At 71.2% G+C, this 13427-nt stretch carries 15 protein-coding genes; 4 read left to right on the forward strand and 11 right to left on the reverse strand.

Annotated features, from left to right (window positions below):
• The first annotated feature begins 34 nt into the window (after positions 1-34).
• The 3 genes from cseB (at position 35) to AB0469_RS03590 (ending at position 3272) form a co-directional block, all read left to right on the forward strand.
• Entirely contained in the window at positions 35-748 is a 714-nt protein-coding gene (gene cseB, locus AB0469_RS03580; protein WP_366449660.1) for a two-component system response regulator CseB, read from the forward strand.
• Between the two features lie 10 nt (positions 749-758).
• Positions 759-2072 carry a two-component system sensor histidine kinase CseC gene (cseC, locus tag AB0469_RS03585; RefSeq protein WP_366449661.1) on the forward strand — a complete coding sequence of 438 codons (1314 nt, stop codon included), beginning with the start codon at positions 759-761 and terminating at the stop codon, positions 2070-2072.
• A gap of 108 nt (positions 2073-2180) precedes the next feature.
• Positions 2181-3272 carry a LamG-like jellyroll fold domain-containing protein gene (locus tag AB0469_RS03590; RefSeq protein WP_366449662.1) on the forward strand — a complete coding sequence of 364 codons (1092 nt, stop codon included), beginning with the start codon at positions 2181-2183 and terminating at the stop codon, positions 3270-3272.
• 10 nt (positions 3273-3282) lie between these two features.
• Here AB0469_RS03590 and AB0469_RS03595 read toward each other — a convergent pair whose 3' ends face one another.
• Complete coding sequence (locus AB0469_RS03595; protein ID WP_366449663.1) at positions 3283-3843, reverse strand: M23 family metallopeptidase; 561 nt, start codon at positions 3841-3843, stop codon at positions 3283-3285.
• A gap of 446 nt (positions 3844-4289) precedes the next feature.
• On the reverse strand, positions 4290-6815 hold the full coding sequence (locus AB0469_RS03600) for an ATP-dependent Clp protease ATP-binding subunit (RefSeq protein WP_045949250.1): 2526 nt from the start codon (positions 6813-6815) through the stop codon (positions 4290-4292).
• Between the two features lie 451 nt (positions 6816-7266).
• On the opposite strand from AB0469_RS03600, the gene AB0469_RS03605 reads away from it, so the two are divergent.
• A complete protein-coding gene (locus AB0469_RS03605) occupies positions 7267-7860 on the forward strand; it encodes an SCO3374 family protein (protein WP_366449665.1) in 594 nt (197 codons plus the stop codon).
• Here the strand turns inward: AB0469_RS03605 and AB0469_RS03610 are convergent.
• The 9 genes from AB0469_RS03610 to nadC form a co-directional block, all read right to left on the reverse strand.
• The gene (locus tag AB0469_RS03610; RefSeq protein WP_042811087.1) at positions 7839-8177 is read right to left on the reverse strand and encodes an Lsr2 family protein; all 339 of its coding nucleotides are present in this window, start codon (positions 8175-8177) and stop codon (positions 7839-7841) included. The two genes, AB0469_RS03605 and AB0469_RS03610, sit on opposite strands and share 22 nt — an antisense overlap.
• Positions 8178-8341: 164 nt before the next feature.
• On the reverse strand, positions 8342-8872 hold the full coding sequence (locus tag AB0469_RS03615) for an amino-acid N-acetyltransferase (RefSeq protein WP_366449666.1): 531 nt from the start codon (positions 8870-8872) through the stop codon (positions 8342-8344).
• 10 nt (positions 8873-8882) lie between these two features.
• Positions 8883-9371, reverse strand: coding sequence for a BlaI/MecI/CopY family transcriptional regulator (locus AB0469_RS03620; RefSeq protein WP_366449667.1), 489 nt, complete (start codon positions 9369-9371; stop codon positions 8883-8885).
• 79 nt (positions 9372-9450) lie between these two features.
• A complete protein-coding gene (locus AB0469_RS03625) occupies positions 9451-9615 on the reverse strand; it encodes a hypothetical protein (RefSeq protein ID WP_366449668.1) in 165 nt (54 codons plus the stop codon).
• Between the two features lie 14 nt (positions 9616-9629).
• Positions 9630-10259 (reverse strand): hypothetical protein, encoded by a 630-nt coding sequence (locus tag AB0469_RS03630; RefSeq protein WP_366449669.1) that lies wholly within the window; start codon positions 10257-10259, stop codon positions 9630-9632.
• Between the two features lie 88 nt (positions 10260-10347).
• Complete coding sequence (locus AB0469_RS03635; protein WP_366449670.1) at positions 10348-10539, reverse strand: DUF397 domain-containing protein; 192 nt, start codon at positions 10537-10539, stop codon at positions 10348-10350.
• A gap of 129 nt (positions 10540-10668) precedes the next feature.
• The gene (locus AB0469_RS03640) at positions 10669-11421 is read right to left on the reverse strand and encodes a GntR family transcriptional regulator (protein ID WP_366449671.1); all 753 of its coding nucleotides are present in this window, start codon (positions 11419-11421) and stop codon (positions 10669-10671) included.
• A 223-nt stretch (positions 11422-11644) separates the two neighbouring features.
• On the reverse strand, positions 11645-12454 hold the full coding sequence (locus AB0469_RS03645; protein ID WP_366449672.1) for a type III pantothenate kinase: 810 nt from the start codon (positions 12452-12454) through the stop codon (positions 11645-11647).
• A 3-nt stretch (positions 12455-12457) separates the two neighbouring features.
• Positions 12458-13426, reverse strand: coding sequence for a carboxylating nicotinate-nucleotide diphosphorylase (gene nadC, locus AB0469_RS03650; RefSeq protein ID WP_366449673.1), 969 nt, complete (start codon positions 13424-13426; stop codon positions 12458-12460).
• Between the last annotated feature and the right edge of the window lies 1 nt (position 13427).

Here is a 13427-nt window from a genome sequence, read left to right on the forward strand (position 1 = left end):
CACAAGCAGACGGAACGACGGAGTGAGGCTGGGCATGGCCGAGACCCACGTGCTGTTCGTGGAGGACGACGACGTCATCCGCGAGGCCACGACCCTGGCGCTGGAACGCGACGGGTTCGTGGTCACCGCCATGCCCGACGGCCTGTCCGGGCTGGAGTCCTTCCGGGCGGACCGGCCGGACATCGCGCTGCTGGACGTGATGGTGCCCGGCATGGACGGGGTGAGCCTGTGCCGGCGCATCCGCGACGAGTCCACCGTCCCCGTCATCATGCTGTCGGCGCGCGCCGACTCCATCGACGTGGTCCTGGGCCTGGAGGCGGGCGCAGACGACTACGTCACCAAGCCCTTCGACGGCTCGGTCCTCGTCGCCCGGATCCGCGCCGTGCTGCGCCGCTTCGGCCACGCGGGCGGCACGCAGAACGGCGGCAACGGGTCGTCCGACGGGGACGGCTCCGACGAGCGCGGGGTGCTGTCCTTCGGCGACCTGGAGGTCGACACCGAGGGCATGGAGGTCCGCCGGGCCGGCTCCCCCGTCGCCCTGACCCCCACCGAGATGCGGCTGCTGCTGGAGTTCTCCTCCGCTCCCGGCACCGTCCTGTCCCGCGACCGGCTCCTGGAGCGGGTGTGGGACTACGACTGGGGCGGCGACACCCGCGTCGTGGACGTCCACGTCCAGCGACTGCGCACCAAGATCGGCCAGGACCGGATCGAGACGGTCCGCGGCTTCGGATACAAGCTCAAGGCATGAGAACCACAGCATGAGGCGTTTCACCCTGCGCACGGGGATCCGCTGGAAGATCACGCTCGCCATCGCCGCCGTCGGCGCCCTCACCGCGCTCGCCCTGAGCCTGGTGGTGCACAGCGCCGCCCGCGTGTCGATGCTGGAGAGCGCCCGCGACTCGGAACTGGAGCGGGTCCAGTACATCGCCCGCACCCCCGACGCCGGCCGCAAGCCGATCTGGGGCGCCAAGGTCAACGACCCCGAGCTGCCCGCGGAGCTGCGCGAGAAGGCCCGCTCGGGGCGGCGCGGCACCTACATCCAGGAGACCCCCAAGCGGGCCCCCGAGGTGTGGGCGGCCGTACCGCTCGGCAACGGGCAGGTGCTCTCCATGCACCACCAGTTCCGCGAGAGCGCCAACATGGTGCGCGACCTGGACCGGGCCCTCGTCGTCGGCTCCCTCGCCGTCGTGATCGGCGGCTCGGCGCTCGGCGTGCTCATCGGCGGGCAGATCTCGCGCCGGCTGCGCAAGGCGGCCGCCGCCGCCCAGCGGGTGGCGCACGGGGACCCGGAGGTCCGCGTACGGGACGCCGTGGGCGGTGTGGTGCGCGACGAGACCGACGACCTCGCGCGGGCGGTGGACGCGATGGCCGATGCCCTCCAGCAGCGGCTGGAGGCCGAGCGTCGGGTCACCGCCGACATCGCGCACGAACTGCGGACCCCGGTGACGGGCCTGCTCACCGCCGCGGAACTGCTGCCCCCGGGCCGGCCGACGGAGCTGGTGCGCGACCGCGCGCAGGCGATGCGGGCCCTCGTCGAGGACGTCCTGGAGGTGGCCCGGCTGGACGGCGCGTCCGAGCGGGCCGAACTGCAGGACGTGGCGCTGGGCGAGTTCGTGACCCGGCGGGTCACCGCACTGATGCCGGAGGCCACGGTACGGGTCGTCGCGGACGAGATCGTCAGCACCGACCCGCGCCGGCTGGAGCGCATCCTCGGCAACCTCCTCGCCAACGCCGCGCGGTACGGGCAGCCGCCGATCCAGGTCGACATCGAGGGACGCGTCGTGCGGGTACGGGACCACGGGCCGGGCTTCCCCGAGGCGCTGCTGCGGGAGGGCCCGAGCCGCTTCCGGACCGGGTCCACGGACCGGGCGGGCGTCGGGCACGGGCTCGGGCTGACCATCGCGGAGGGCCAGGCCCGCGTCCTGGGCGCCCGCCTCACCTTCCGCAACGTGGCGGCCCCGGGCGGTGCGGAGAACGAGGGCGCGGCGGCGGGTGCGGTGGCGGTCCTGTGGCTCCCGGAACACGCCCCGACGGCGACGGGCAGCTTCCCGATCATCCAGCTCCCCGGCTGACCCCTGTTCCTCACGGGGCACGGGTCGGCGGGGTCGGGGCTGACCGGGGTCCCGGGCAGGTGCGGGGTCCGGCCTCCCGGTTCGCGGTGATGTTCTAGCATCCGTGCCATGACCGACGGTACGGATCGCCCGAACAGCCCGCAGCCCGGCCCCGCCCCCGGCGGGTACGGCTATCCACAGCCGGGGCCGTCCAACCCCTACCAGCCCGAGCCCGCGCCGGGGCAGCCCGGGCAGGGCTTCGGGCCGCCGCCCGTGGCGGACGAAACGTTCCCGCCTCCGATACCGGAGACCTTCAGCGCCCCCTCGACGCCGGACTGGCAGGCGATGGCCGACGCCTCCGAGGCGCAGCGCAAGAAGCGCCGGCTGCTGACCATAGGCGGCGGGGCGCTGGCGGTGGTGCTGCTGGCGGGCGGGGCGACGTTCTTCCTCACGCGCGGAGGTGACGCGCCGGACGACAAGCCGACCGCCTCGTCCTCGGGCTCCCCCAGCCCCTCGGGTGGGGCGAAGTCCCCGACCCGCAACCCGGACGACGACTACCCGACCCTCCCCGGCGAGCCGAACGTCCTGCGCGACTACAACGGCAAGACGGGCATCGCCCTGGGCCCGGGCGCCTCACTGGGCGAGCTGTCCATGCGCACCGAGGTCCGCTTCAAGGGGGCGCCGGACTCGTACGCGCAGGGCGCCGAGGCGGCCGTGGACGTCACGAAGAGCTTCAGCGTCTCCACGCGCGCCTACAACACGACCGAGGGGGGCTCGCACATGGCCGTCAGCCAGGGAGACGGGGACTCGTACTCCTTCGAGCTGGGCTTCGAGGTCGTGAACGGCAAGAAGGCCTGGGTGTTCCGGGTCCAGACCGGCGACAAGGGCCAGGCGGCGACGGCCCAGCAGGTCGTCGCGGACAACGTGGACACCACGAAGAAGTGGGCGCTGCTGACGGGCACCTACGACGCGGAGAAGAAGACCATCGCGCTGTGGGTGGACGACAAGCAGGCCGGTCAGGCGCAGGTCTCGGGGATCTGGGCGGGCCCCGGTCCGCTCCAGCTGGGCCGGGCCCGCCACCACGGCATCTGGAGCGCCCCCTGGGAGGGGGCGCTGGACCACATCCGGGTCTTCGACCAGGTGCTGGGCCAGGAGCAGCTCACGGTCCTGAAGAACAACAAGCTCGTCAAGATCAAGCCGACGCACGCCTGGCTGGTCTGAGCCGGGAGGGTCAGACGGTGATGCCGACGTTGCGCAGGAAGACGACCGGGTTGACCGCGGAGCCGTAGTTCGGCGTGGTCCGGATCTCGAAGTGCAGGTGCGGACCGCTGGAGTTGCCGGTGTTGCCGGACAGGGCGATCTGCTGGTCGACGGAGACCTTCTGGCCGATCTTGACCTGGATCTTCGACAGGTGCGCGTACTGGGAGTACGTGTTGTTCGCGTGCTTGATCACGACGGCGTTGCCGTAGGCCGGGCCGTCGCCGCCGCCGTTGGGGCCGGCCTTGACGACGGTGCCGGCGGAGGCGGCGTGCACCGGGGTGCCGACGGGGACGGCGAAGTCCTGGCCGGAGTGCTTGTGGGACCACATGGTGCCGCCCTTGCCGAAGGTCGCGGAGAGCGTGTAGCCCTTGACGGGCTTGTCCCACAGGCCGGTCTTCACGGCGGTCTGGGCGGCGGGGGCCTCGTCGGCGAAGGCGGCGGTCGTCCCGGCCCCGAGGGCCAGCGCCGCACCGAGGGCGGTGGCGACGACGGCGGTGCGGGTACGACGGGTGTTGACGCGCTTCGCGGACATGCGGGACCTCCGGGGCCGGGGACAGGATGCGGGCAAGAAAGATCCCGGCGCTGCGGCGTGTGCCGCGACTGCCGGGCTTGCCCCACCTTGGTAACCCGTGCCCCCGGACTTCCCCAAACACCCGATTTACTACCCCGGCTCGTAGGCGAATGTCTCACTCCGCCCCGGTTGACGCCTCCCGGACAGCCCCAACGCCAGGACAATCCGGACACCAAACCCTACGGAGCCGCCTAGTAGGTCCGTTTTGTTCTGTGCGGCTTGTCACCGCCCCCGGCCACCCGAGCACCCCGCAGACCGCCCGCACCGGCACCCGCCGGACGCGGCAACCCGAACGCCCCCACCCGCCGGCCCGCACCACCCACCCCCCGCACACACCGAAGGGGCGGCCCCGGGACCGTAAAGGTCCCGGGGCCGCCCCTCGTGCGCCGCCTACCGCTTACGCGTCCTTACGCGCCCTTCGACAGGTCCGGGCCGGAGCCCGTGGCCTCGATCGGGGGGAGGTCCGGCAGGGCCGACTTCTCCTCGCCGCGGAAGGTGAACTTGGCTTCGTCGCCCTCACCCTCCACGCCGACGACCACGATGTGACCGGGGCGCAGCTCGCCGAAGAGGATCTTCTCCGACAGCAGGTCCTCGATCTCGCGCTGGATGGTCCGGCGCAGCGGGCGGGCACCCATGATCGGGTCGTAGCCGCGCTTGGCCAGGAGCAGCTTCGCGTCACCGCTGAGCTCGATGCCCATGTCGCGGTCCTTGAGGCGCTCGTCCACCTTGGCGATCATCAGGTCGACGATCTGGATGATGTCTTCCTGGCTGAGCTGGTGGAAGACGACCGTGTCGTCGACGCGGTTGAGGAACTCGGGCCGGAAGTGCTGCTTGAGCTCTTCGTTGACCTTCGCCTTCATCCGGTCGTAGCCGGTCTTGACGTCGCCCTGGGCGGCGAAGCCCAGGTTGAAGCCCTTGGAGATGTCCCGCGTACCCAGGTTGGTCGTCATGATGATGACCGTGTTCTTGAAGTCCACCACCCGGCCCTGGGAGTCGGTCAGGCGGCCGTCCTCCAGGATCTGGAGCAGGGAATTGAAGATATCCGGGTGCGCCTTCTCGACCTCGTCGAAGAGGACGACGGAGAACGGCTTCCGGCGGACCTTCTCGGTCAGCTGGCCGCCCTCTTCGTAGCCCACGTAGCCGGGGGGCGAACCGAAGAGACGCGAAACCGTGTGCTTCTCGCTGAACTCCGACATGTCGAGGGAGATCAGCGCGTCCTCGTCACCGAAGAGGAATTCGGCGAGGGTCTTCGACAGCTCGGTCTTACCGACACCGGACGGGCCGGCGAAGATGAACGAGCCACCGGGGCGCTTCGGGTCCTTCAGGCCGGCCCGCGTACGGCGGATCGCCTGCGAAAGGGCCTTGATGGCGTCCTTCTGGCCGATGACGCGCTTGTGGAGCTCGTCCTCCATGCGCAGCAGGCGCGAGGACTCCTCCTCGGTCAGCTTGAAGACGGGAATGCCGGTCGCGGTCGCGAGGACCTCGGCGATGAGCTCGCCGTCGACCTCGGCGACGACGTCCATGTCGCCGGCCTTCCATTCCTTCTCGCGCTTGGACTTCGCGGCGAGCAGCTGCTTCTCCGAATCACGGAGCGAAGCCGCCTTCTCGAAGTCCTGGGAGTCGATGGCCGACTCCTTGTCGCGGCGCACGGCCGCGATCTTCTCGTCGAACTCGCGGAGGTCCGGCGGCGCGGTCATCCGGCGGATGCGCATCCGGGAGCCGGCCTCGTCGATCAGGTCGATCGCCTTGTCCGGCAGGAAGCGGTCCGAGATGTACCGGTCGGCCAGCGTCGCGGCCTGCACCAGGGCCTCGTCCGTGATCGAGACGCGGTGGTGGGCCTCGTACCGGTCACGGAGACCCTTGAGGATCTCGATGGTGTGCGGCAGCGACGGCTCCGCGACCTGGATGGGCTGGAAGCGGCGCTCCAGCGCGGCGTCCTTCTCCAGGTGCTTGCGGTACTCGTCGAGCGTGGTGGCGCCGATGGTCTGGAGCTCACCACGGGCCAGCATGGGCTTCAGGATCGAAGCGGCGTCGATCGCGCCCTCCGCGGCACCCGCACCGACCAGCGTGTGGAGCTCGTCGATGAACAGGATGATGTCGCCGCGGGTGCGGATCTCCTTGAGGACCTTCTTCAGGCGCTCCTCGAAGTCACCGCGGTAGCGGGAACCGGCGACCAGCGCACCCAGGTCCAGGGTGTACAGGTGCTTGTCCTTGAGGGTCTCGGGCACCTCGCCCTTGACGATGGCCTGGGCCAGCCCCTCGACGACGGCGGTCTTGCCGACGCCGGGCTCGCCGATGAGGACCGGGTTGTTCTTGGTCCGGCGGGACAGCACCTGCATGACCCGCTCGATCTCCTTCTCGCGCCCGATGACCGGGTCGAGCTTGGATTCGCGGGCAGCCTGGGTGAGGTTGCGGCCGAACTGGTCGAGGACCAGCGAGGTCGAGGGGGTGCCCTCGGCCGGGCCGCCTGCGGTGGCCGACTCCTTGCCGCCCCCGGTGTAGCCGGAGAGCAGCTGGATGACCTGCTGCCGGACCCTGTTCAGATCGGCGCCCAGCTTCACGAGGACCTGGGCGGCGACGCCCTCGCCCTCGCGGATCAGGCCGAGCAGGATGTGCTCGGTGCCGATGTAGTTGTGGCCGAGCTGGAGGGCCTCTCGGAGCGAAAGCTCCAGGACCTTCTTCGCCCGCGGCGTGAAGGGGATGTGCCCGGACGGGGCCTGCTGGCCCTGACCGATGATCTCCTCAACCTGCTGGCGAACAGCCTCGAGCGAAATCCCGAGGCTCTCCAGGGCCTTAGCGGCGACACCCTCACCCTCGTGGATCAAGCCCAGGAGGATGTGCTCGGTGCCGATGTAGTTGTGGTTGAGCATCCGGGCTTCTTCCTGAGCCAGGACGACAACCCGCCGCGCGCGGTCGGTGAACCTCTCGAACATCGTTTATCGCTCCTCAGAGCGGTCGGGCAGTTCGGGGTCGGTCCCCGCCCTGTCCTTCCGCATGCTAGTCCCGCGGGACGGGACAGCTCATTCCAACTGCCGACATCCGTCCACGGCTCACCCCCACGTCGGTGAGGAAAACCGGCTGTAAGAGCCGACTACTGCTCCAACCCGATGGTGCGAGACGATGTTCCCGCAGGCCAGGCAGATACCCGTCACACGAGTACGCCGATGGCGAACGGAAGCCGCTCAAATCAGCGTGTCGCCCCGATCCACTAGGAATGTCTTACCCGTAAGGACTGACACTCCATGCCGGTCAGCACGGTTCCCTCCGCTACGGGCGAACACGCTTGTGTCCCGAATGTGGGACTCCGCTCCACGGATGTTTACGTTCCGCATTGATTCGGCTGCACTGCGTAACCCGGCGGCGGTGGTCGGAGTTCATCCGTTCATGGCCGTCGTCAACACCGTGAACGCCGTTCCCCCGCACCGCGTTCCCTCCGGGCCGGACACCCGCACCTGGTACGAGCGGGTGCTCGGATGGACCGTGGCGGCCGGGCCGCCCGTGCGGCTGGTCACCGGGATCCGGTTCGACGTGCTGGAGCTCCCGGCGGACGCCGGGGCCGGACTGCTGCGCCGTCCCGGCCTCGTCACCGGTCCGGTGGCGCTGGCGGGGCGCAGGATGGGCCTCCTCGTCGCCCCGGGGGCCGCCGAGGAGCTGGAGGGGCTGCTCGACTGGCTGGAGTGGGGCGGGGTGGAACTGGACCTCGCCGCGCTGGGGGCGGGGGGCGGGATCACCCCCCCCGTTCCGCCCGGACGCGTGCCGGGAGGGAGCCCTCAGGGAGCCGCCGTATGGCTGCGGCCCCCCGGGCCGGGGTGCGAGGCCTCGCTGCCGGCCCTGCCCGGTCCGGGGCACGGCCGCGGGCCCGGGAGGTCCGGGAGGTCCGGCGGGCCCGATCTCGTACGCCTGGTGGCCGCGGCGGCGACGGAATGCCACCGCGCCCGCCTGTGGCGGCGTACGGATCAGCCCTTGGCGTTCTCGTAGGCCTCGCGGATCTCCGCCGGGACGCGGCCGCGGTCGTTGACGCTGAGGCCCTGGGCCTTGGCCCACGCGCGGATCTCGGCGGTGTCGGGGCTGCCGGACGAAGCCGCGGCACGGCCCTTGGCGCGGCCGGCCGAGGCGCGCCCGCCGGTGCGGCGGCCGCCCTTCGTGTACGGGTCGAGCAGCCCGCGGAGCTTTTCAGCGTTGGCGGTGGTGAGGTCGATCTCGTAGGTCTTGCCATCCAGAGCGAACGTCACGGTCTCGTCCGCCTCGCCACCGTCGAGGTCGTCGACAAGAAGGACCTGAACCTTCTGTGCCACCGGATTTCCTTTCATCGAAAATGCAGTACGCGGAAAGGAAACCGCTTTTGCGTGGAAAACACAAACCCCCGGCGAGAGGTTCAGGAGCGCAACAAGGCGGGAAACGTACGCGATTCGGACATAGGCCACCGGCGCCTGCGGCCGGGAATAGCCCCCGCGCCCGATCAGAGGTGCAGCAGCATCCGGCTGTTGCCCAAGGTGTTCGGCTTCACTCGTTCGAGACCGAGGAACTCGGCGACTCCCTCGTCATAGGAACGCAGGAGCTCCATGTAGACATCGGTCTGCACCGGGGTCTCGCCGATCTCGACGAACCCGTGCTTCGCGAAGAAGTCGACTTCGAAGGTCAGGCAGAATACCCGGCTCACCCCGACCCGGCGGGCCGTCTCCAACAACTTGGCGAGCACCCGGTGGCCGACTCCGGCGCCCTTCAGGTCGCGGTCGACCGCCAGCGTGCGCACTTCGGCGAGGTCTTCCCACATGACGTGGAGAGCTCCGCAGCCCACCACCTGGCCGTCGGAGTCGCGTTCCGCGACCCAGAACTCCTGGATGCCCTCGTAAAGGGCGACCGGGGCTTTGTCGAGGAGGATCCGCTGCTGCACGTACTGGTCCAGCAGGCGGCGCAGGGCCGGAACATCTCCGGTGCGCGCACGGCGGATGGTCACTGTTTTCGCGTCTGTGGTGGAAAGGTCTCCCATAGGCCGGACGCTATCGCCCCGGCTCGCTCCGGCGTGCGCCGGAGCCCCCTTCTTCTGCGGGTCCGCCCCCGGTTCCGCCGGGGCCGGCGGCGGGGGGCGCGGGCTCGGGGGCTTCGGCGGGGTCCGGGGGCTCGGGCTCGTCGTGCTGGACGATCCGTACGGCGTCGCGGAGGGCCTCGCGCTGTTCCGGGGACATCATGCCGAAGAAGGCGACGAGGGCGGCCGCGGGGTTGTCGCTGGTCGACCAGGCTTCGTTCATCAGTGCGGCCGAGTAGGCGGCGCGGGTGGAGACCGCCGTATATCGATAGGCGCGGCCTTCGGCTTCCCGGCGGACCCAGCCCTTCTGATGGAGATTGTCCATAACGGTCATGACCGTGGTGTACGCGATGGACCGTTCCTGCTGGAGGTCTTCGAGGACTTCCCGAACGGTGACCGGGCGGTTCCACTGCCACACCCGCGTCATGACTGCGTCTTCGAGTTCTCCCAAGGGGCGAGGCACAGCAGCACGATAGTGCGGAATGGGCTGAATTGCCCGACTATTCGTCGTGCAACGCGCGGCCAATACCCGGGCGGCGGCGTTACTTCCGGGGCTGGCCCGCTTCGGCGCGCGCGAGCGCGGCGTCCACGGCCGCGTCCTCCTTGGCCTTGTTGGCGCCGCCCTGGCTCTTCACGATCGTCCTCACGAGGAAGATGAAGAACGTGGCCATCACGATGGGGGGCACGAGCGCGGAAACGTAGTCCATGCCCCCCAGCGTAGCTATACCGCCGCGCGGCCGGCCGCCGGGGGCGGGGCGGGCTTGCGGCGCGGCGGGAAGACCTCGCCCGGGGTGGGCACGGGCCGTCCGGGGCGCGGGGGCTCCTTCGGCGAGGGCTCGGGGCGGGGCGGCTCGGGGCGCGGGTCCTCGGGGCCGGGGGCCGTCCCGCGCGGCTCCTCGCGGCCGCCGGCGAAGGCCAGCAGGCGGGTGCGGGGCGCGGGGGCGACGGCGGCGAGGCGGCGGCGCACGGAGCGCTCCGCGACGCCCCGGGCCCGTTCCAGCACGGCGGCGGCGACCTTGTTGGCCCGCAGGGCGCGCAGGGCGGCGAGGTCGTCCGGGTCGGGCTCGTACCCGGCGGCGAGGGCGTCCTGGAGCAGTTCCAGGTAGCCGGACAGGCTCCCGGGGAGGGCGCGCCGGTAGCGGACGAGGTCGTCGAGCAGGAAGGCCCTGAGCCGGCCCGCCTCCTGGACCGCGTCGTCCACCGACGCCGCGAGGCGCAGGCAGTCCTGGACCTCGTCGGCCGTCAGGGGGGCCGTGGAGGACTGGAGGGCGTGGGCGAGGCTACGCCTGAGCACGTGCAGCTCGGCGGCGCTGAAGGCCATGCCGCCGCGGGATCCGTAGGGCGTGGGCATGGGCCGAAGATACGCGCTAATCGGACAAAATCCCCTGATGGTGGGGATGTGCGGCGCGGCGCAGCGCGCGCCGCGGGCCCCGCCGGAGTCAGCCGCTCTCCTTCACGGCCTCGACGAAGTCGGCCCAGGCGGCGTGGGTGGTGGCCATGACGAGGTGCGCGGGGTCGGCCCGGTCGGCCACCCGTACGAGGGTGCCGGGGGCGGCGGCCACGTAGACGCAGGCCTCTCCTTCGCCACAGTACGACGATTTGCGCCACTCGGTCGGGGCGTTCGCGGTCATGGTGTCTCCTCCGCTGTGGACGAGGCCACGGTGCCTCTCCAGCGGGACGCTACCTCTGCCGGAGTCGCACTCCGGCCACTTTCGGTAAAAAACACAGCCGATAAATGTCACTCGGCTGTCACGGGGCCGTCACTCGACCGGGAAGGCGTAGGCGATCTCGTAGCGGGAGTCGGGGACGACGAGGTCCGCGGTCTCCACCGGGCGGCCGTCGGAATCGAGGTAGGTCCGCTCGATCCGGGTGATCATCGAGCCGAGGCTGATCCCCAGCAGGTTGGCCTGGTCCTGGGTGGCGCGGGAGGGGCGCGGGACCTCCACCACCGAGGTGACGGTGATGCCGATGGAGCGCATCCGCGCCACGACGCCGGCGCCGCGCAGCTCTCCTGCCTCCGGGAGCACGATCGGGGTGCCGGAGGTGATGGCGAGGGGCTCCCAGGACTCGGAGAGCTCGGCGGGGCTGCCGTCGGCCATGAACTCGTAGCGGGTCAGCACGCAGGGGGCGCCGGGTTCGATCGCCAGCCGGGCGGCGATCCGCTCGGGGGCGGGGACCTGGGGGTGGGTCTTGGAGTCCCAGGAGGCGGCGATGCCGTGCGCGGCGGCCTCGGAACGGAAGGTGTTGCCGGCCCCGGGGACCCGGCGGCGGGTGCGGAGCATCCGCATGCGGCGGCGCGGGGTGCGCACGTAGGTGCCGGAGCCGGCGCGGCCCTCCAGGAAGCCCTCGATGATCAGCTGTTCCATCGCCCGCTGGGTGACGCCCTGGCCGACCCGGTACTCCTCGGCGAAGCGGGCGCGGGAGGGAAGCCGGTCCCCGATCTTCCACTCGCCCGCCTCGATGCGGCTCCGGAGGGACGCCACCACCTTCAAGTACGGTGATTCACGGGGCATTTCGGGCCGTCCTCTACCGTCTCGTCCGTGCCGCTCGGGAGCGCGTGCGTCCGACGCCGCCAAGCTAACCGATCAGCTTGAAGCTGAGCACTCGGGATGACGGTGGGTACGGGGCGGGGCGGGGCGGGGCGGGAACAGCCGCGGTCCGGGGCCGCGGTCCGGCCCCGGACGGCACTCCGCCCGCCGCGCCCCGGCAGGGGCGGGCGGGCGGAGTGCCGTGCGCTCAGTCGAAGTTGGGCGCGTTGCGCTCGTACACCAGCCGCAGGCCCATCAGGGTCAGCCACGGCTCGTGCTCGTCGATCACCGAGGTCTCCCCGAGGACGATCGGGGCCAGCCCGCCGGTGGCGATGACGCGGACGTCGTCCGGATCGCCGTCGGGGCCCACCAGGTCCCGGGCCATGCGGTGGACGATCCCGTCGACCTGGCCCGCGAACCCGTAGACCACGCCCGACTGCATGGCCTCGACCGTGGACTTGCCGATCACGTTGCGCGGCCGGGCCAGCTCGATCTTGCGCAGCTGGGCGCCGCGCATCCCGAGGGCCTCCATCGAGATCTCGATGCCCGGGGAGATCACCCCGCCCACGTACTCGCCGCGCGCGGAGATCGCGTCGAAGGTGGTCGCCGTCCCCATGTCGACGACGATCGCCGGCCCGCCGTACAGCTCGACGGCCGCGACCGCGTTGACGATGCGGTCGGCGCCGACCTCCTTCGGGTTGTCCATCAGGATCGGCACACCCGTCTTGACGCCGGGCTCCACCAGCACCGCCGGCACGTCGCCGTAGTAGCGGCGGGTGACCTCGCGCAGCTCGTGCAGGACCGACGGGACCGTCGCGCAGATCGCGATGCCGTGGATGCCGTCGCCCAGCTCGCTGCCGAGCATCGGGTGCATTCCCATCAGGCCCTGGAGCAGGACGGCCATCTCGTCGGCCGTGCGGCGCGGGTCGGTCGAGACCCGCCAGTGTTCGACGATCTCCTCGCCGTCGAACAGGCCCATGACGGTGTGGGTGTTGCCCACGTCGATGGTGAGCAGCACGGACTACACCGCCTCGCGCAGGTCGAGGCCGATGTCCAGGATCGGCGAGGAGTGCGTGAGCGCGCCCACCGCCAGGAAGTCCACGCCGGTCTCGGCGTAGGCGCGGGCGGTGTCCAGGGTGAGGCGGCCCGAGGACTCCAGGACGGCGCGGCCGGCCACGATCGTGACGGCCTCCTCGGTCTCCGGGACGGTGAAGTTGTCCAGCAGGATCAGGTCGGCGCCCGCGTCCACGACCTCGCGGACCTGGTGCATCGTGTCGACCTCGACCTCGACCGGGACGTCCGGGAAGGCCTCCCGGACGGCCTTGAAGGCCTGGGCGACGCCGCCGGCCGCGACCACGTGGTTGTCCTTGACCAGCGCCGCGTCCGACAGGGACATGCGGTGGTTGACGCCGCCGCCGCAGCGGACCGCGTACTTCTCCAGGGAGCGCAGGCCAGGGGTGGTCTTGCGGGTGTCGCGGACCTTGGCCTTCGTGCCCTCCAGGACGTCCGCCCAGCGGCGGGTGGCGGTCGCGATGCCGGAGAGGCGGCACAGGATGTTCAGGGCGCTGCGCTCGGCCGTCAGCAGGTCGCGGGTGCGGGAGCGGACCGACAGCAGCAGCTGCCCGGCCTCCACGCGGTCGCCGTCCTCGGCGTGCCGCTCGACCTCGAAGGCCTCCGTGCACACCACGGAGAACACCGCCTCGGCGATGCGCAGGCCGGCGACGACGCCGGCCTCGCGGGCCACGAAGTCGGCGACGGCCTCTGCCTCTTCGGGGACGGTGGCGACGGTCGTGACGTCGACCCCGCCGTCCAGGTCCTCGGACAGCGCCATGTGCGCGATGTCCTCGACCTCGATCGGGTCGAGGCCCGCGTCCACGAGCAGCTGGGCCAGCGCCGGGTCGAGGCCGCTCTCCTCGCCCTCGGCGCAGCCGCAGTCGTCGCCGCAGCCGCCTTCGTTCTGCTCGATCAGGGGGAGTTCGGGGGTGCTCACG

This window comes from Streptomyces sp. NPDC093801 (assembly GCF_040701585.1).
GTDB lineage: Bacteria > Actinomycetota > Actinomycetes > Streptomycetales > Streptomycetaceae > Streptomyces.